The following is a 17,967-nucleotide window of genomic DNA, read 5'->3' as shown; positions in this document are numbered from 1 at the left end:
CGGCAGCGGCGCGCTCAGCCGGCGTCGCCGCTGCGCACCCGGCGCACCGCATCCTGCCAGCCGGCGTACAGCGCCTGGCGGCGCTCCTCGGCCATGCCCGGCACGAAGCGCCGGCTGGCCTGCCAGCGCGCCGCCAGCTCGTCGAGCCCCTGGTACACCCCGCTCTGCAGGCCGGCCAGGCTGGCCACGCCGAGGGCGGTGGTCTCGATCACCTGCGGGCGCTCAACCGCCACGTCGAGGATGTCGGCGAGGAACTGCATCAGCCAGTTGTTGGCCACCATGCCGCCGTCCACCCGCAGCGCGGTGAGCGCGCCGGCGCCGTCCAGGCGCATGGCCTCGAGCAGGTCGCGGCTCTGGTAGCACACCGCCTGCAGCCCGGCGGTGACGATCTCCTTGATCCCGGTGTCGCGGGTCAGGCCGAGGATCGCCCCGCGCGCCTGCGGGTCCCACCAGGGCGCGCCGAGGCCGGTGAACGCCGGCACCAGGTACACGCCGCTGGCCGCGTCGGTCTGCTCGGCCAGCGCCTCGCTGTCGCTGGCGTGCTCGATCAGGCGGATGCCGTCGCGCAGCCACTGCAGCGCCGCGCCGGCGACGAAGATGCTGCCCTCCAGGGCATAGGTCGTCTGGCCCTGCAGGCGGTAGCCGACGGTGGTCAGCAGGCGATGGCGCGACACCAGCGGCGTGGCGCCGGTGTTGCGGATCATGAAGCAGCCGGTGCCGTAGGTGCTCTTGAGCATGCCCGGCGCGAAGCAGGCCTGGCCGAACAGCGCCGCCTGCTGGTCGCCGGCCATGCCGCGGATCGGGATGGCCGCGCCGAACAGCTCGCGGTCGCTGCTGCCGAACTCGGCGGCGCAGTCCAGCACCTCCGGCAGCAGGCTCGGCGGGATGTCGAACAGCGCCAGCAGTTCGGCATCCCACTGCTGGCGGTGGATGTCGAACAGCAGGGTGCGCGCCGCGTTGCTGGCATCGGTGCGGTGCACCCGGCCGCCGGTGAGGCGCCAGAGCAGGAAGCTGTCCACCGTGCCAAAGCGCAGCTCGCCGCGCGCGGCACGCTCGCGGGCGCCGGGCACCCGGTCGAGAATCCAGCGCAGCTTGGTGGCGGAGAAGTACGGATCGAGCAGCAGGCCGGTCTTCGCCGCCACCATAGGCTCATGGCCGGCGGCCCTGAGCGCGGCACACTCGGCGGCGGTGCGGCGGTCCTGCCAGACGATGGCCGGATGGATGGGCACGCCGCTGGCGGCGTCCCACACCAGGGTGGTCTCGCGCTGGTTGGTGATGCCGATGGCGGCGATCTGCCGGGCGTCGAGGCCGGCCTGGCGCAATGCCGCGCGGCACACCGCCAGCACCCCCTGCCAGATCTCCTCGCCGTCGTGCTCGACCCAGCCGGCGCCGGGGAAATGCTGGCGGAGTTCCTGCTGGGCCTGGGCCAGCACCCGGCCGGCGGCGTCGAAGACGATGGCGCGGCTGCTGGTGGTGCCCTGGTCGATGGCGAGCAGATGGGCGGGCATGGGGCTACCTCCGTGCGGAGCGGGCGCGGGTCACCGGCGGGCGTGACACGCCCCTACAGCATCGCAGACAACCGGCGGTTCAGCCGCGGCCGATGGCGGCGAAGCTCGCCCGGGTGTGCTCGGCGAGCACCGCGGCGGCCAGCTCCACCTCCAGGCCGCGGCGGCCGGCGCTGACGAAGATGGTCGCAAAGCCCTGCGCCGATTCGTCGATGAAGGTGCGCAGGCGCTTCTTCTGCCCCAGCGGACTGATGCCGCCGAGCAGGTAGCCGGTGGCGCGCTGCGCCGCCGCCGGGTCGGCCATGTCGGCCTTCTTCACCCCGGCCGCCTGCGCCAGCGCCTTGAGATCGAGAGTGCCGGCCACCGGCACCACCGCCACCAGCAGCTCGCCCTTCTCGCTGGCGGCGAGCAGGGTCTTGAACACCCGCGCAGGCTCCAGGCCGAGCTTCTCCGCCGCCTCCAGGCCGTAGGACGGCGCCTTGGGGTCGTGGGTGTAACTGTGCACCGTGTGCGCGGCGCGAACTTTCTTCAACAGATCTATGGCCGGGGTCATGCTGGCTTCACGAAAAGGGTCGAGAATGAAATCGGGAGTGCACAGGAAAAGTTGCCGGAAACCAGCAGCTTGCGTGCCGAACCCACGATAACGCAAAAGCCAACAGTCGGGCATCCAGGCCCAGGAAAGGGCGATGGATCAGGGACACACAAGAAAAGGCGCAACCATCATGACAGCATCCCAGCAAGGCACCGCCCCCCTGGCCGAGGTCTACGACCTGGCGGTGATCGGCGGCGGCATCAACGGTTGCGGCATCGCCGCCGACGCCGCCGGCCGCGGCCTGTCGGTGTTCCTCTGCGAACAGCACGACCTGGCGGCGCACACCTCCTCGGCCAGCAGCAAGCTGATCCACGGCGGCCTGCGCTATCTGGAGCACCACGAGTTCCGCCTGGTCCGCGAGGCGCTCGGCGAGCGCGAGGTGCTGCTGGGCATGGCGCCGCACCTGGTGCGGCCGCTGCGCTTCATCCTGCCGCACCGCCCGCACCTGCGCCCGGCGTGGATGATCCGCGCCGGGCTGTTCCTCTACGACCACCTCGGCGTGCGCCACAGCCTGTCCGGCTCGCGTCACCTGCACTTCGGCCCCGGCTGCCCGCTCAAGGCGGAGATCGAGGAAGGCTTCGAATACTCCGACTGCTGGGTCGACGACGCGCGCCTGGTGGTGGCCAACGCCATCAGCGCCCGCGAGCACGGCGCGCACATCCACACCCGCACCCGCTGCATCGGCGCGCGGCGCAGCAAGGACCTCTGGCACCTGCAGCTGGAGCGCGAGGACGGCAGCCGCCTGTCGCTGCGCGCCCGCGCCCTGGTCAACGCCGCCGGTCCGTGGGTCGAGCAGGTGCTCGGCGACTGCCTGCACCAGCGCAGCGAGCAGCACCTGCGCCTGATCCAGGGCAGCCACATCGTGGTGCCGCGCCTGCACGACGGCGAGCAGGCCTACATCCTGCAGCACACCGACGGCCGCATCGTCTTCGTCCTGCCGTACCTGCAGCGCTTCAGCCTGATCGGCACCACCGACCGCGAATACAGCGGCGACCCGGCGGCGGTGCAGATCAGCGACGAGGAGATCGACTACCTGCTCGGCGTGGTCAATGCGCACTTCCGCCGGCAGCTGGAACGCCGCGACATCGTCAGCCACTTCGCCGGCGTGCGCCCGCTGTACGACGACGCCAGCGGCAACCCCTCGGCAATCACCCGCGACTACCGCCTGGTGCTGGCCGACGAGCACGGCGCCGCCCCGCTGCTGTCGGTGTTCGGCGGCAAGCTGACCACCTACCGCAAGCTGGCCGAGGCCGCCCTGGCCCAGCTGGCGCCGTACTTCCCGCACATGGGCCCGGCCTGGACCGCGCACAGCAAGCTGCCCGGCGCCGAGGAGCTGGATTCGGTGAGCCAGCTGGCCGAGGCGCTGTGCGACGCCCACGGCTGGCTGGCCGGCGACCTGGCGCGGCGCTGGGCCGCCAGCTACGGCACCCGCGCCTGGCGCCTGCTGGAGGAGGTGCACTGCCTGATGGACCTGGGCGAGAACTTCGGCGCCGGCCTGTACGCCCGCGAGGTGGACTACCTGCGCGAGGAGGAATGGGCGCTCAGCCTGGAGGACATCCTCTGGCGGCGGACCAAGCTCGGCCTGCTGCTCGGCCCGATGCAGCAGCAGAAGCTGCAGCGCTACCTGCAGGGCGCCCAGGCCAGCGGCGCCGGGCCGACGATCATCCACGGGCGCCTGCTCGGCAATCCCGTCGCCCGCCTGCCCAACAGGGATGCCGGCACTCCGCAGCGCCCGGCGCGCTGAACGCCAGACAGCAGGAACCCCCGACCGCGCTGCGGACGGGGGTTCGGTTGCGCGGCAGCTGCCGCCGGAGGCGTCAGGCCGCCTGGCGACGCGAGCGCACGAACAGGTAGAACACCGCGATGCCGGCGACTACCAGGCCCGGCGCCGAGGCGGCCATCACGCCGACGGTGCCGGTGCCCAGGGCGAGCATCTTGCCGGCCACCAGCGGGCCGCTCATGGCGCCCAGGCGACCGACCGCCACCGCGGTGCCGACGCCGGTGGCGCGCACCTCGGTGCGGTAGAACAGCGGCGCCAGCGCATACAGCACACCCTGGCCACCGGTGGCGAACACGCCCGCGGCGAAACCGGCGAACAGCATGCCGACGAAGCTCTCGACGATGCCGAGGGCTGCCAGCGCGGCGAGCAGGCCACCATAGATCAGCGCGGCGATCGCCAGCGGACGCAGGGTGTTCATCAGCACGCCGAGCATCAGGGTGCCGACGGCGGCGCCGATCTGCAGGGTGAACACCACCCAACTGGCCTGCACGCCAGTGAAACCCTGGCCGACCAGCAGGCTCGGCAGCCAGCTGATCAGCATGTACACCACCATCAGGGTGAAGAAGTAGGCCACCCACAGCAGCGCAGTCGGCAGCATCGCGCCGTTGCGGAACAGGCCGTCCATCACCGGCACCCGCGGCTCACTGGACACTGCAGCCTGGCGAGCCTTGAAGGCAGCAGACTCCGGCAGCCACAGCAGCAGCAGCGGCAGCACCAGCAGCGGCAGCACGCCACCGACGTAGAACGGCACGGTCCAGTCGTCGAAATAGCCGACGATGCCGATCATCGCCGCCAGCGCCGCACCGATCGGCACGCCGCAGTACATCAGGCTCACCGCGGTGCCACGCAGGCGCGGACCAGCCCCCTCCGAGCACAGGGCGATCAGGTTGGGCAGCGCGGCGCCGAGGCCGACACCGGTGAGCAGGCGCGCCAGCATCAGGCTGTACAGTTCCCAGGCATGCGCCGTGGCGATGGAGAAGATGCCGAACAGCGCCACCGAGGCGATCAGCACGCCCTTGCGGCCGATGCGGTCGGCCAGCCAGCCGCCGACCAGTGCACCGGGCAGCAGGCCGAGGATGCCGGCGCTGAACACCCAGCCCATCTGCAGCTTGTCCAGGCCGAAGGCGAGGCCCATGCCCTTGGCGGCGATACCCGGGGCCTGGAAGTCGATGCCTTCCAGCACCGCGACGGTGAAGCACAGGGCGATGGTCAGCCAGGTGCGGCGGCTGTCGTGTGACGTCTCGGCAGCGGTGTGGGTAAGGGTTTCCGCAGTGCAGGTTTTCATATCGGTCTACCTGATTGTTTTCTTATTGGAGTACACGAAACGGCCAGTTTCTCGAAGGAAACTGGCCATTGGTCAGGGAACGTCTCAGTGGTTCTTGCCCGCCGCCAGCAGGTCGAGGGCCACGTCGACGATCATGTCTTCCTGGCCGCCGACCATGCGGCGCTTGCCCAGCTCGACGAGGATGTCGAGGGTCTTCAGGCCGTACTTGGCCGCGGCCACTTCGGCGTGGCGCAGGAAGCTCGAGTAGACGCCGGCGTAGCCGAGGCCGAGGGTCTCGCGGTCGACGCGCACCGGGCGGTCCTGCAGCGGGCGCACCAGGTCGTCGGCGGCGTCCATCAGGCGGTACAGGTCGGTGCCGTGGTTCCAGCCCAGGCGCTCGGCGGCGGCGATGAACACCTCCAGCGGCGCGTTGCCCGCGCCGGCGCCCATGCCGGCCAGCGAGGCGTCGATGCGGTCGCAGCCCTCCTCCACCGCGGCGATGGAGTTGGCCACGCCGAGGGACAGGTTGTGGTGGGCGTGCATGCCGGTCTGGGTCTCGGGGTTCAGCACCGCCTTGAAGGCGCGCATGCGGTCGCGGATGTCGTTCATGTTCATCGCGCCGCCGGAGTCGGCCATGTAGATGCACTGCGCGCCGTAGCTCTCCATCAGCTTGCCCTGCTTGGCCAGCTCTTCGGCGGTGATCATGTGGCTCATCATCAGGAAGCCGACGGTGTCCATGCCCAGGCTGCGCGCGTATTCGATGTGCTGCCTGGAGACGTCCGCCTCGGTGCAGTGGGTGGCCACGCGCACGCTGCGGGCGCCGGCATCGTAGGCGGCCTTGAGATCGTGCACGGTGCCGATGCCGGGCAGCAGCAGCACGGTGATCCTGGCGTGCTTAATGACGTCGGCGGCGGCCTCGATCCACTCCAGGTCGGTGTGCGCGCCGAAGCCGTAGTTGAACGAGGAACCCTGCAGGCCGTCGCCGTGGGTCACCTCGATGGAATCGACGCGCGCCTCGTCCAGGGCGCGGGCGATGTCCTGCACGTTCTGGATCGAGTACTGGTGGCGCACGGCGTGGCTGCCGTCGCGCAGGGTCACGTCGGAGATGTACAGCTTCTTGCTCGGGTCGAAGGTCATGGCGCTTCTCCTCAGCCGTTGATCATGGAAAGCGCCATGCGCTCGGCGGTGGCCAGCGCGGCGGAGGTCATGATGTCGAGGTTGCCGGCGTAGGCCGGCAGGTAGTGGGCGGCACCTTCGACTTCGAGGAACACCGAGGTCTTGAGTCCACTGAACTTGCCGTGGCCCGGAATGGTCAGCGGCTTGTCCTCGGGGATCACGTCGAACTGCACCTTCTGCTTGAGGCGGTAGCCCGGCACGTAGGCCTGCACGGCGGCGGCCATTTCCTCGACCGAGGCCTCGACCTTGGCCTGGTCGACCGCTTCGGACAGCACGAACACGGTGTCGCGCATGATCAGCGGCGGCTCGGCCGGGTTCATGACGATGATCGCCTTGCCCTTGGCAGCGCCACCGATCACCTCGATGGCTTTCGACGTGGTCTCGGTGAACTCGTCGATATTGGCGCGGGTGCCGGGACCGGCGGATTTCGAGGCGATCGAGGCGACGATCTCGGCGTAGTGCACCTTGGCCACCCGCGACACCGCGGCGACCATCGGGATGGTGGCCTGGCCGCCGCAGGTGACCATGTTGACGTTGGTCGCGGCGAGGTTTTCTTCCAGGTTGACTACCGGCACGCAGTACGGGCCGATGGCCGCCGGGGTCAGGTCGATCAGGCGGATGCCGGGCTTCAGGCTGCGCAGGAAGGCGTCGTTCTTCACGTGGGCGCCGGCCGAGGTGGCGTCGAACACGAAGTCGATGTCCTGGAACACGTCCATGCGGGTCAGGCCCTCGACACCCTCGTGGGTGGTGGCCACGCCCAGGCGCGCGGCGCGGGCCAGGCCGTCGGAGGCCGGGTCGATGCCGACCATGGCGCCCATTTCCAGATTCTGGCCGTGACGCAGGATCTTGATCATCAGGTCGGTACCGATGTTGCCGGAGCCGATGATGGCGACTTTGAGTTTTTTCATGTTTGGTCTCACTGCTGCACCCGGATCGGGCGAGGAAATCACTCGGCGCTGAAGCTGACGCCGACCTGGCCGAGGCCTTCGATCACCGCCTCGAAGCGGTCGCCGGCGGCCACGCCGACCATCGGGCCGAGGGCGCCGGTGAGGATCAGGTCGCCGGCCTTGAGCGGCTCGCCCAGGCGGGCCATGGTGCGCGCCAGCCATACCGCGGCGTTCAGCGGATGGCCGAGGCACTCGGCGCCGCTGCCGCTGGAGACTTCCTCGCCGTTGCGGGTCATGCGCATGGCCGCCTGACGCAGGTCGACGTCGGCAATGCGCCGCGCCGGACCACCGAGCACGTAGCAGCCGCTGGAGGCGTTGTCGGCCACGGTGTCGACGAAGCGGATGTTCCAGTTCTGCACACGGCTACCGACGATCTCCAGCGCCGGCAGCACCCAGCCGGTGGCATCGACCAGTTCGGCGAAGGTGGTGTCGACGCGCGGCAGGTCGCGCTCGAGGATCAGGGCGATCTCGGCCTCGATCTTCGGCTGCAGCACGCGGCCGAACGGCACCACCTCGTTGTCGCCGTAGCCCATGTCGGCGAACAGGGTGCCGAAGTCCGGCTGGTCGACGCCGAGCTGGGCCTGCACCTTGGGATTGGTCAGGCCGATCTTGCGGCCGACCACGCGGCGCCCGGCGGCGACGCCGTGGGCGACGTTGAGGCGCTGGATGGCGTAGGCCGCCGTGCCGTTGTCCTCGCCGATCAGAGCGCGCAGCGGCTCGACGGCCTCCCCGCTCGCCTCGGCGCCGCGCAGGGCGGCGGCCAGTTGTTCCAGGGTCTGTTGGGTCACGCTCATGACTTAACCTCGGGTGCGCGCAATTCGGGGGGCCGCCGGCGACTCGCATGGCTAATCGAGGCCGGAAGCTGTCGGTGGCCGACAGGAAGGCCGCGGTCAGACCTGCTCAGGTTGTCCGCAGCAGCCGTGGGGCCTTTGTTGTCGCGCCGAGTATAGGAACGGCCGAAAAACCCCGACAATGAAAAACCGCCCGAACGTGCACTATGTGCACATCGTTGTTTTAAAAGGATTTTTCACAATAAAAAGCCTGTACCGGCCCGCGCCCCGGTGTGCCGGCGGACGGGTGGTACAGGCAGGAAACCCGGCTTCAGCCAGAGGCCGGGTAGACCGATAACCGTGGCCGGCGGCGAGGCGCCGGCGAGAAGCGGATCAGTGGCTCAGGAAGTCCAGCACCATGCGGTTGAACTTGTCGGCGTGCTCCCACTGCGCCCAGTGGCCGCAGCCGTTGAACACGTGCAGCTGCGAGTTGGGGATGCCGGCGATCAGGCGCAGGCCGGTGTCCATCGGCACGAAGCGGTCGTTGCGGCCCCAGATGACCAGGGTCGGCGCCTTGATCTCGGCCAGGCGCGGACTGAAGTCGGGGAACTGCTTCGGGTTGGCGTCGAGGCTCTTGACGAAGTTTTCCAGGTGGTCGCGACGCGCCAGCATGTTGTCCAGGCGCGCCTGGAACAGTTCCTCGGTGAGGTCGCTGGGGTCGTAGACGAAGATGTTCATCATCTTCTTCAGGTTGTCGATGGTCGGCTCGCGGTACAGGCCCTGCAGCAGCTTGATGCCTTCGGTCGGCATCGGCACGAACGGGCTCATTCCGCCGGTACCACCCCCCATCAGCACCAGCTTGCCGACGCGCTGCGGGTTGGCCAGGGCGAAGGCCACGGCGCTGTGACCGCCCATCGAGTTGCCGAGGATGTGCACGCGGTCCAGATCCAGCGCATCGACCAGGCCCTTGAGCACGCGGGCGTTGAGGTCGGAGCGCGAGCCGGTGCAGACGATCGAGTCGCTCTTGCTCCAGCCCGGGCAGTCCATGAGGATCACCCGGTAGCCGGCGGCCACCAGCGGCTCGATGTTGCGGTTGAAGTTGGCCCAGCCGCTGGCACCGGGACCGGAGCCGTGCAGCATGACCACGGTTTCCGCACCGGCACCGCAGTCGTTGTAATGGATGTTGAGGTCGAGCTCGCCGTCCTGGATGCGCACGAACTTGCTGGTGGAGGCTTCGCTCAGGGTGGTGCTGGTCATCAACTGATTCCTCGAATTCAGGCTTGGGGGGCGAGACGGCGGAAGGCGCCGTTCAGGTACAGGAGCGGCTCGCCGCCCTGCTGGCCGCGGGTGGCCAGCACCTCGCACAGGAAGGCGTGGTGGGTGCTCTCGTCGAACACCTTGACCACCCGGCAATCGAAGTTGGCCAGGGCGCCGTCGAGCACCGGCACGCCGCTGGCCAGGTCGCGCCACTGGCCGTGCTGGAAGCGCGCCTCGCCGTGCACGCTCTCGACCATGCCGGCGAACACCTTGGCCTCGTGCTCCTGCTCGGCGGACAGCACGTTCACGCACAGCGCGCCACTCTTCAGGATGGCCTCGCTGGCGGCGACCTTCTTGTTGACGAACACCACCAGGCGCGGCGGTTCGGCGGTCACCGAACACACCGCGGTGGCGGTCAGGCCCAGGTGGGTGTCGCCGTCGCGGGCGGTGATGATGGTCACCGCGGCGGCCAGGTTGCGCATGCCGACGCGATGGTCGTCGGGGCTGACCACCGGCAGGCCGGCCAGCTCGGCGTTGGGCACCCAGTCGAGCAGTTGGTTGATCTGTTGGCTCATGATCGGTTTCTCACGCAGCAGGCAGAAGTGGGCGGGGTCGCTGCCCCGCCCTTCTTTGACAAATCAGACCTTGACGCCGAACGGGTTGGCCGCCGGCATCGGGTTGCCGAGCAGCTGGCCGCCGAGCAGGTCGCCGATGTTGTCCTGGTTCTGGGTGATGTGGTTGGCGCCGACCAGGATGTCGCGCATCTGCCGCTGCATCGGGCTGCTCAGCCACACGCCACGGGTGGCGGTCTTCTTGAAGATCATGTGCGCCGCGTCGAAGCACTCGCCGCCGGTGAACTGGTTGGTGGCGAAGTGGCGCACGCGCACGTCCAGCGGCACCAGCTCGCCGCGCGAGGCGTACTGCCAGGCCTCGTCGGTGTTCTGCAGCACGCGTGCCTGGCAGGCGACGATCTTGGCGTAGGCCTCGCCCAGGCGGTTCTTGATGAACGGGTCGTTGACCGCGGCGCCGACCGCCTGGTTGAGGTTCTGCCGCGGCATCATGTGCTCGATGTACAGGTCGACCATGCCGCGCGCCATGCCGATGATCACCGAGGACACCGCGGCGTAGAACACGAAGAAGAACGGCATCTTGAACAGGTTCTCGACGTGGCCGTGGGACTCCTGGTCGTAGGCCGCGATCACGTGGCTGCGGTACTCGGGTACGAAGACTTCCTTGATGATCAGCTTCTTGCTGCCGGTGCCGGCCAGGCCGACCACGTGCCAGTCGTCGACGATCTCGAAGTCGCTGCGCTGCACCCAGAAGGAGCGGAACTCCAGCTCGCCCTTGTCGTTGGCCACCCGGCCGCCGAGGAAGGCGCCGCCGGCGGCGTGGTCGCAGCCGCTGGAGGTCAGCCACTCGCCGTTGAGCACGTAGCCGCCCTCGGCGCGCTTGACGGTGCCGAACGGCGCGTAGGAGGAGGACACCAGGCGGGTGTTGTCCTCGCCCCACAGCTCGTCACCGCAGCGCGGATCGAGCAGGCCCACCTCGAAGGGATGCACGCCGAGCACCATCACGTTCCAGGCGCTGGACGGGCAACCGCGGGCCAGTTCCATCAGCACCCTGTTCAGCACGTTGGGGCTCATCTCGTAGCCGCCCCAGCGCTTGGGCTGCAGGATCTTGAAGAAGCCGGCTTCCTGGAAATCGGCGATGGTTTCCTTCGGCACCATGCGCGCCTTCTCGCAGGCCTCGGCACGCTCGCGCAGGCGCGGGATCAGCGCTTCGGCGCGGGCGACGATTTCGGCTTCGCTGGGGATCTGGGTTTCGATGTGGCTCATGTCTCTGACCTCTTTCGCGCCGCGACACACGCAGCGGCTGACGCACTCTTGTTGTGGATGGCGTTGACCCGGCGGGGTCAGGCCTGCTCGGCGCTCACCACGCCATAACCGGCAATCCATTCGTTGATCGCCCGGTAGTAGTCCAGGCGGGCGGTGTAGGCACCGGTGGCGGCCAGTGCGGCGAAGGCGGCGACCCAGGTGCGCACCTCGTGGGCCGAGCGGCCGGCGGCCCTGGAGATCTCCTCGATCCTGAACTCGTCGATCTCCTCGAGGCGGCCGCTGAGCAGCAGGTCGACGAAGCCCAGGTCCCAGTCGGCATTGAGCGGGGTCTGCTGCGACAGCTCGGTGCCGTAGATCTTGCCGGCGGCGATGGTGCGTTCCTGGCGGGCGGCACGCGCCTCCGGAGTCGGATTGCGGCCGGCGATCAGGAACTCGGCGATGGCTTCCGGGGCGCTATCCAGCAGCGGTACCGGCGGCTCGTGGGACAGCCCGCCGGTGCCGAGGATCAGCACGCGCTTGTTCAGCGTGGTGAGGAAGCGACCGACCACCTCGCCCAGCTTGCGCACGCGGCGATAGGGGGCGAACGGCGGGGCCACCGAGTTGATGATGATCGGGATCACCGGGTAGCGGTCGATGGCGCCGGTCATCTCCTCGAGGGTCTGCGTGCAGCCGTGGTCGACCTGCAGGCGGTGCGACAGGGCGATGTCCACGTCGTTGTCGAGGATGAAGCGGGTCAGCTCCATGGTCAGGTCACGCGGGATCGACAGCGGACCGGCGAGGCTCTGGTAGTCGCCGACGCCTTCGGCGGCGGTGGCGATCACGAACGGAGGCATCAGGTCGTAGAACAGGCCGTTGTAGTGATCGGGGGCGAAGATCACGATCAGCTCGGGATCGAAGGCCTCGACCTCGGCGCGCGCCTTGGCCAGTGCGGCATCGACTTCGGCGACCACCTCGGCACCCGGATCGTTGAGACCGCGCAGGGGGGTGTGCGACAGGCATTTGAGTTTTACAGTCATGAAACCTCCGTGATCGCGGGAGACCAGGGCGTCTCCGCAGACCAAAGCGCAACGAGTCAGGTGGGTTGCCGTGGCTGGCCGCGCTTGCCCGCTGGGCTGCGCCGCTGCCACTCGCCGGCTGGCAGGCAGCTCACCTGGTTGTTTTTTGTTCAGAACCTACGGCGGCCATTCTAGGGGCGTGCCCCGGGAAGGAAAAAAACTATCTGCCCTTGTGTGCACTATGTGCACGTTATTGTTTTGAAAGGATTTTTCATCGAAAGGCGGGGATTTTCGCGGCCTGCAGCCCCGGGCGCGGCGCCTGCCGGCGGCGCAAAGCCCCTTTTTTGGCTGGGGAAATCCGCCGGCGCGACGCGCCCGGACGCTGGGCCGGCACGCGGCCGGCGTGGTTGAATATCGGCAAACCGGACCGGCCTCCTGGTAACCGCAAGATGAGCAGCACGCGCGAAACCGAATACAAGACCGTCCGCGGCCTGACCCGCGGCCTGCAGATCCTCAACGCCCTCAACCGGGTGGACGGCGGCGCCAGCCCGGCGAAGCTGGCCGAGCTGACCGGCCTGCACCGCACCACCGTGCGCCGCCTGCTGGAGACCCTGCAGGACGAAGGCTACGTGCGGCGCAGCGAGTCGGACGACAGCTTCCGCCTCAACCTCAAGGTGCGCGAACTGAGCGAGGGCTTCCGCGACGAGCAGTGGATTTCCGAGCTGGGCGCGCCGCTCTTGGCCGAGCTGCTGCAGGAGGTGCACTGGCCGACCGACCTGTGCACCCTGGACGTCGACGCCATGGTGGTGCGCGAGACCACCCACCGCTTCAGCCGGCTGTCGTTCCACCGCTCGATGGTCGGCCGCCGCCTGCCGATGCTGATCACCGCCACCGGCCTGGCCTACCTGGCGTTCTGCCCGGAGGCCGAGCGCGAGCGCATCGTCGAGCTACTGGCCAAGCGCGACGACGAGGAAAGCTGTCTGGCGCGCAACCCGGTGGCGCTGGACAACCTGCTGCGCCGCACCCGTCACCGCGGCTACGGCGAGAACTATGGCAGCTGGAACACCGAGGAGCGCATCGCCTCCATCGCCGTGCCGATCTGCGGCGAACAGCGGGTCTACGGCTGCCTCAACCTGGTCTACGTGCTCAAGGCGATGACCATCGAGCAGGCCGCCCAGCGCTACCTGCCGGCGCTGCAGCGGGTCGCCGCCACCATCGAACAGGGCATCCGCGAACGCGAGCAGGCCGGGCCGGTGCTGTCCTGAGCCCAGCGCTGGAGACTGGTAGAAGATCGCTGCGCGAGTCTTCTACCCTACGAATCGGGGCCAGGCGCAGGCTGGACAATCGCGCAGCGTTGTCCACCATCAGCCGGCGCGTGCATCCGTCGTGATCGACCGGGGCGCAGGAGCGCCCGGCATGTCGTTCCCACGCTGGAGCGTGGGAACGATCGAGTCGGCTCCTACGCCGCCGCCTGCGCCTTGCCGCGCAGCTGCTGCGCCGCACTGACCATGTGCTCCAGCGCCTTGAGGGTCTCCGCCCAGCCGCGGGTCTTCAGGCCGCAGTCGGGGTTGACCCACAGCCGCTCGGCGGGGATGCGCTCCGCCGCCTTCTCCAGCAGCGCGACCATCTCCGCCACCGTCGGTACCCGCGGCGAGTGGATGTCGTAGACGCCCGGGCCGATCTCGTTGGGATACTCGAACGCCTCGAAGGCCTCCAGCAGCTCCATCTGCGAGCGCGAGGTCTCGATGGTGATCACGTCGGCGTCCATCGCCGCGATGGCCTCGATCACGTCGTTGAACTCGCTGTAGCACATGTGGGTGTGGATCTGCGTGGCGTCATCCACCCCGCTGGCGCACAGGCGGAAGGCCTCCACCGCCCAGTCCAGGTAGTGCTGCCAGGCACCGCGGCGCAGCGGCAGGCCCTCGCGGAACGCCGCCTCGTCGATCTGGATGATCCGGATGCCGGCCGCTTCCAGGTCCTGCACCTCGTCGCGGATCGCCAGCGCCAGCTGGCGCGCCTGCACCTCGCGGCTGACGTCCTCGCGCGGGAACGACCACATCAGCATGGTCACCGGGCCGGTCAGCATGCCCTTCATCGGCTTGGCGGTCAGGCTCTGCGCGTAGCGGATCCACTCCACGGTCATCGGCCGCGGCCGGCTCAGGTCGCCATAGATGATCGCCGGCTTGACGCAGCGCGAGCCATAGCTCTGCACCCAGCCGAAGCGGGTGAAGGCGTAGCCGTCGAGCTGCTCGGCGAAGTACTCGACCATGTCGTTGCGCTCGGCCTCGCCGTGCACCAGCACGTCCAGCCCCAGCTTCTCCTGTACGCTCACCGCATGGCGGATCTCGGCCTGCATGGCCTCGGTGTAGTCGGCCTCGCCGAGCTTGCCCAGCTTGTACGACTGGCGCGCCAGACGGATCGCCGCGGTCTGCGGGAAGGAGCCGATGGTGGTGGTCGGGAACGCCGGCAGATCGAGGCGCGCACGCTGCTGCACGATGCGTTCGGCGAACGGGCTGGCGCGGCGGCTGTCGGCCGGCACCACCTGCGCCAGACGGGCCTGCACCGCCGGATCGTGGATGCGCGGCGACTGGGCACGCGCCTGCTGCACCGCGCGACTGTCGCCCAGCGCGGCCTGCACCAGGGCATCCTCGGGATGGTTGATGGCGCGGGCCAGCAGCGCCACCTCCTCGCACTTCTGCACGGCGAAGGCCAGCCAGCCCTTCAGCTCGGCATCCAGGCGGTCCTCGCGGTTCAGATCCACCGGGCTGTGCAGCAGCGAGCAGGACGGAGCCACCCACAGGCGCTCGCCCACTCGCGCCTGCGCCTCGCGCAGCACCTCAAGAGCTTGCTCCAGGTCGCAGCGCCAGACGTTGCGGCCGTTGACCACGCCGAGCGACAGCACCTTGTAGGCCGGCAGGCGGTCGAGAATCGCCGGGAACTGCTCGGGTGCGCGCACCAGGTCGATGTGCAGGCCGGCCACCGGCAGGTTGGCGGCCAGGCCGAGGTTGTCCTCCAGGCCGGCGAAGTAGGTGGTCAAGAGCTTCTGCGGAGTCGGCGCCTGCAGCAGGTTGTAGGCGCGCTCGAAGGCGCTCTTCCAGTCCTGCGGCAGGTCGAGACCGAGGATCGGCTCGTCGATCTGCACCCACTCCACACCGAGGCCGGCCAGGCGGCCGAGCACCTCGCCGTACACCGGCAGCAGGCGCTCGAGCAGTTCCAGCTTGTCGAACTCGTCGCCGCGCACCTTGCCCAGCCACAGGTAGGTCAGCGGGCCGATCAGCACCGGCTTGACCGCATGGCCCAGTTCACGGGCCTCGGCGACCTCCTCGAACAGCTGCTCCCAGCTCAGGCGGAACTCTTGGTCGCGGCTGAACTCGGGGACCAGGTAGTGGTAGTTGGTGTCGAACCACTTGGTCATCTCCAGTGCCTGCGCACCGCCACCGCCGCAGCAGCCGCCACTGGCGCCGCGGGCCATGGCGAACAGGGTGTCGAGGGTGACGCGGCCGTCGGCGCCACGGAAGCGCTCGGGCACCACGCCGAACATCAAGGAGTGGTTGAGCACCTGGTCGTACCAGGCGAAGTCGCCGACCGGCAGCAGCTCGATGCCGGCGTCCTGCTGCAGCTGCCAGTGCGCGGCGCGCAGCTGGCGGCCCACCGCGCGCAGCCCGGCCTCGTCCAGCTCGCCCTTCCAGTAGGCCTCGAGGGCCTTCTTCAGCTCGCGGTCGCGGCCGATACGCGGGAAGCCGAGGGTGTGCGCCAATGCCATTTGTCTGTCTCCGTGTTGGTGATGACGGTCATTGTCGACAGCCACCACCACATGAGACAAACTCAATATATTCGTGATGATCTACAATTTTACTCACGACACCCACAGGTCAGACTGGTGCGCATGGCGCACCCTACGCCCAACGCCGCCACTCTGTAGGGTGCGCCGTGCGCACCTCCCACCCCGCCGAGGCCGCCATGATCGAACTGCGCCACCTGAAGACCCTGCACGCCCTGCGCGAATCCGACAGCCTGGTGGAGGCCGCCGAGCGCCTGCACCTGACCCAGTCCGCCCTCTCCCACCAGTTCAAGGAGCTGGAGGAGCGCCTCGGCCTGCCGCTGTTCGTGCGCAAGACCAAGCCGGTGCGCTTCACCAGCGCCGGCCTGCGCCTGCTGCAGCTGGCCGACGCGGTGCTGCCGCAGCTGCGCAGCGCCGAGCGCGACCTGGCGCGTCTCGCCGGCGGCACCGCGGGTCGGCTGCACATGGCCATCGAGTGCCACAGCTGCTTCCAGTGGCTGATGCCGACCATCGACCAGTTCCGCGACGCCTGGCCCGAGGTGGAGCTCGACCTCGCTTCGGGCTTCTCCTTCGCCCCGCTGCCGGCGCTGGCGCGCGGCGATCTGGACCTGGTGGTCACCTCCGATCCGGTGGAGCTGGCCGGCATCACCTACGTGCCGCTGTTCACCTACGAGGCGCAGCTGGCGGTGGCCAACCAGCACCCGCTGGCCGGCAAGCCGTATGTCACCGCGGAAGACCTGTCTGGCGAGACGCTGATCCACTACCCGGTCGAACGCGACCGCCTGGACATCTTCACCCGCTTCCTCGACCCGGCCGACGTCGAGCCAGCCGGGGTGCGCACCGCCGAGCTGACGGTGATGATGCTGCAGCTGGTGGCCAGCGGCCGCGGCGTGTGCTGCCTGCCCAACTGGGCGCTGCACGAGTACAGCTCGCGCGGCTACGTGACGGCGAAGAAGCTCGGCGAAAAGGGCCTGTACGCCACCCTCTACGCCGGCATTCGCGCCGACATGCTGGATGCGCCGTTCATGCGCGATTTTTTGCTCACCGCCAAGGACACCTCGTTCGCCACCCTCGAGGGGGTGAGTGCGGCGCGCGGCTGAGGCGGGTCAGAAGACCAGCATCCCCACCGCCATCAGCAGCGGCGTCGCCACGCTGACCGCCACGTTCAGCCCCATCGCCGGCAGCAGGCTGTCCGGGGACTCGGCATCGCGGCGCAGCAATCGCCAGGCGCGCAGCGCCGGCACGGCGCCGAGCAGACCGAGGGCGGCGCCGGCCGGCACCCATCCGGCCAGCACACAGCCCAGCAGGCCGGCGAAGGCCAGCAGCCACTGCGCGCCGAGCACGTTCACCGCGCGCTGGCGACCGAGCAGCATCGGCAGGGTCAGGCGGCCGACGCTGCGGTCGGCGTCGATGTCGGGGAACTGGTTGAGCAGCAGCAGGTTGTTGCACAGGCAGAACGGCACCAGCGCGAGCAGCGCGGCGCTCGTGCCGAGCTGTCCGGCGAGGACACTCTGGGTGCCGAGCACCATCAGCGGGCCGAAGCCCAGGCCCGGCGCCAGCAGGCACAGCCAGGGCCGGCGGGTCAGCCAGGGGGTGTAGGCGAGCACCAGCGCCAGGCCCACCGCGCCGAGCGGCGCCAGCTGCCAGAGCAGCGCCGGCTGGCGCAGCAGGAAGTACAGGCCGATGGCGGCGCTCAGCGCCACGCCGCCGAGGCCGAGGCCCAGCGCCCGGCCCAGGTGCTGCGGAGCGGCGACCAGGGTGCCGCTGCCGCCGCTGAACGGGGTGCGTTCGGTGCGCAGGTCGAGGCCGCTGCGGTAGTCGCCGTACTCGTTGAGGGCGTTGACCGCGGCATGGGCGGCCAGGGCGCCGAGCAGCACCAGCAGGGCGTCGACCACGAAGGCGCCATCCAGCATGCGCGACTGCAGCGCCACGGCGATGCCGAGGGCCACGCAGGTCAGCGCCAGGACCAGGAAACGCCCGCGAATCACCCCCAGCCAGTCCCACCTGCCTGCCATCCCTGCTCTCCTGTCGGTCGATAGGCTCCCGGCCCGGCGAGGCCGCCCGG

At 69.3% G+C, this 17,967-nt stretch carries 15 protein-coding genes; 3 read left to right on the top strand and 12 right to left on the bottom strand.

What is annotated here, in order from left to right:
- Window positions 1–14 precede the first annotated feature (14 nt).
- A complete protein-coding gene (gene glpK / locus SK095_RS20875) occupies window positions 15–1,508 on the bottom strand; it encodes a glycerol kinase GlpK (RefSeq protein ID WP_320547387.1) in 1,494 nt (497 codons plus the stop codon).
- A gap of 79 nt (window positions 1,509–1,587) precedes the next feature.
- The gene (gene ybaK, locus SK095_RS20870; protein WP_320547386.1) at window positions 1,588–2,058 is read right to left on the bottom strand and encodes a Cys-tRNA(Pro) deacylase; all 471 of its coding nucleotides are present in this window, start codon (window positions 2,056–2,058) and stop codon (window positions 1,588–1,590) included.
- Window positions 2,059–2,227: 169 nt separating this feature from the next.
- Between ybaK and glpD the strand changes: the two genes are divergently transcribed.
- Window positions 2,228–3,841, top strand: a complete 1,614-nt coding sequence (gene glpD / locus SK095_RS20865; RefSeq protein ID WP_414153863.1) for a glycerol-3-phosphate dehydrogenase — start codon at window positions 2,228–2,230, stop codon at window positions 3,839–3,841.
- Window positions 3,842–3,914: 73 nt separating this feature from the next.
- Here the strand turns inward: glpD and mhpT are convergent, their stop codons facing one another.
- The 8 genes from mhpT to SK095_RS20825 form a co-directional block, all read right to left on the bottom strand.
- The gene (mhpT, locus tag SK095_RS20860) at window positions 3,915–5,162 is read right to left on the bottom strand and encodes a 3-(3-hydroxy-phenyl)propionate transporter MhpT (RefSeq protein ID WP_320547385.1); all 1,248 of its coding nucleotides are present in this window, start codon (window positions 5,160–5,162) and stop codon (window positions 3,915–3,917) included.
- An 84-nt stretch (window positions 5,163–5,246) separates the two neighbouring features.
- Window positions 5,247–6,278: a 4-hydroxy-2-oxovalerate aldolase gene (dmpG, locus tag SK095_RS20855; RefSeq protein ID WP_320547384.1), complete on the bottom strand. Its 1,032-nt coding sequence runs from the start codon at window positions 6,276–6,278 to the stop codon at window positions 5,247–5,249.
- 11 nt (window positions 6,279–6,289) lie between these two features.
- On the bottom strand, window positions 6,290–7,225 hold the full coding sequence (locus SK095_RS20850; RefSeq protein WP_320547383.1) for an acetaldehyde dehydrogenase (acetylating): 936 nt from the start codon (window positions 7,223–7,225) through the stop codon (window positions 6,290–6,292).
- A gap of 38 nt (window positions 7,226–7,263) precedes the next feature.
- On the bottom strand, window positions 7,264–8,058 hold the full coding sequence (mhpD, locus tag SK095_RS20845; protein ID WP_320547382.1) for a 2-keto-4-pentenoate hydratase: 795 nt from the start codon (window positions 8,056–8,058) through the stop codon (window positions 7,264–7,266).
- A 369-nt stretch (window positions 8,059–8,427) separates the two neighbouring features.
- Entirely contained in the window at window positions 8,428–9,291 is an 864-nt protein-coding gene (locus SK095_RS20840; RefSeq protein WP_320547381.1) for an alpha/beta fold hydrolase, read from the bottom strand.
- A gap of 17 nt (window positions 9,292–9,308) precedes the next feature.
- Window positions 9,309–9,866, bottom strand: coding sequence for a flavin reductase family protein (locus SK095_RS20835; RefSeq protein ID WP_320547380.1), 558 nt, complete (start codon window positions 9,864–9,866; stop codon window positions 9,309–9,311).
- Between the two features lie 63 nt (window positions 9,867–9,929).
- Complete coding sequence (locus SK095_RS20830) at window positions 9,930–11,126, bottom strand: acyl-CoA dehydrogenase family protein (RefSeq protein WP_320547379.1); 1,197 nt, start codon at window positions 11,124–11,126, stop codon at window positions 9,930–9,932.
- Between the two features lie 77 nt (window positions 11,127–11,203).
- Window positions 11,204–12,142 carry a 3-carboxyethylcatechol 2,3-dioxygenase gene (locus SK095_RS20825; RefSeq protein WP_320547378.1) on the bottom strand — a complete coding sequence of 313 codons (939 nt, stop codon included), beginning with the start codon at window positions 12,140–12,142 and terminating at the stop codon, window positions 11,204–11,206.
- Between the two features lie 428 nt (window positions 12,143–12,570).
- On the opposite strand from SK095_RS20825, the gene SK095_RS20820 reads away from it, so the two are divergent.
- The gene (locus SK095_RS20820) at window positions 12,571–13,386 is read left to right on the top strand and encodes a DNA-binding transcriptional regulator (protein ID WP_320547377.1); all 816 of its coding nucleotides are present in this window, start codon (window positions 12,571–12,573) and stop codon (window positions 13,384–13,386) included.
- 194 nt (window positions 13,387–13,580) lie between these two features.
- Here SK095_RS20820 and metE read toward each other — a convergent pair whose 3' ends face one another.
- Complete coding sequence (metE, locus tag SK095_RS20815) at window positions 13,581–15,884, bottom strand: 5-methyltetrahydropteroyltriglutamate--homocysteine S-methyltransferase (protein ID WP_320547376.1); 2,304 nt, start codon at window positions 15,882–15,884, stop codon at window positions 13,581–13,583.
- A gap of 197 nt (window positions 15,885–16,081) precedes the next feature.
- Here metE and metR point away from each other — a divergent pair, with 197 nt between their 5' ends.
- Complete coding sequence (gene metR / locus SK095_RS20810) at window positions 16,082–17,002, top strand: transcriptional regulator MetR (RefSeq protein ID WP_320547375.1); 921 nt, start codon at window positions 16,082–16,084, stop codon at window positions 17,000–17,002.
- A gap of 6 nt (window positions 17,003–17,008) precedes the next feature.
- Here the strand turns inward: metR and SK095_RS20805 are convergent, their stop codons facing one another.
- Complete coding sequence (locus SK095_RS20805; protein WP_320547374.1) at window positions 17,009–17,917, bottom strand: prenyltransferase; 909 nt, start codon at window positions 17,915–17,917, stop codon at window positions 17,009–17,011.
- Between the last annotated feature and the right edge of the window lie 50 nt (window positions 17,918–17,967).

Origin of the sequence: Pseudomonas sp. AN-1, assembly GCF_034057115.1 — a bacterium.
Classification (GTDB): Bacteria; Pseudomonadota; Gammaproteobacteria; order Pseudomonadales; family Pseudomonadaceae; genus Geopseudomonas.
This window is presented reverse-complemented; position numbering and strand designations above follow the sequence as displayed.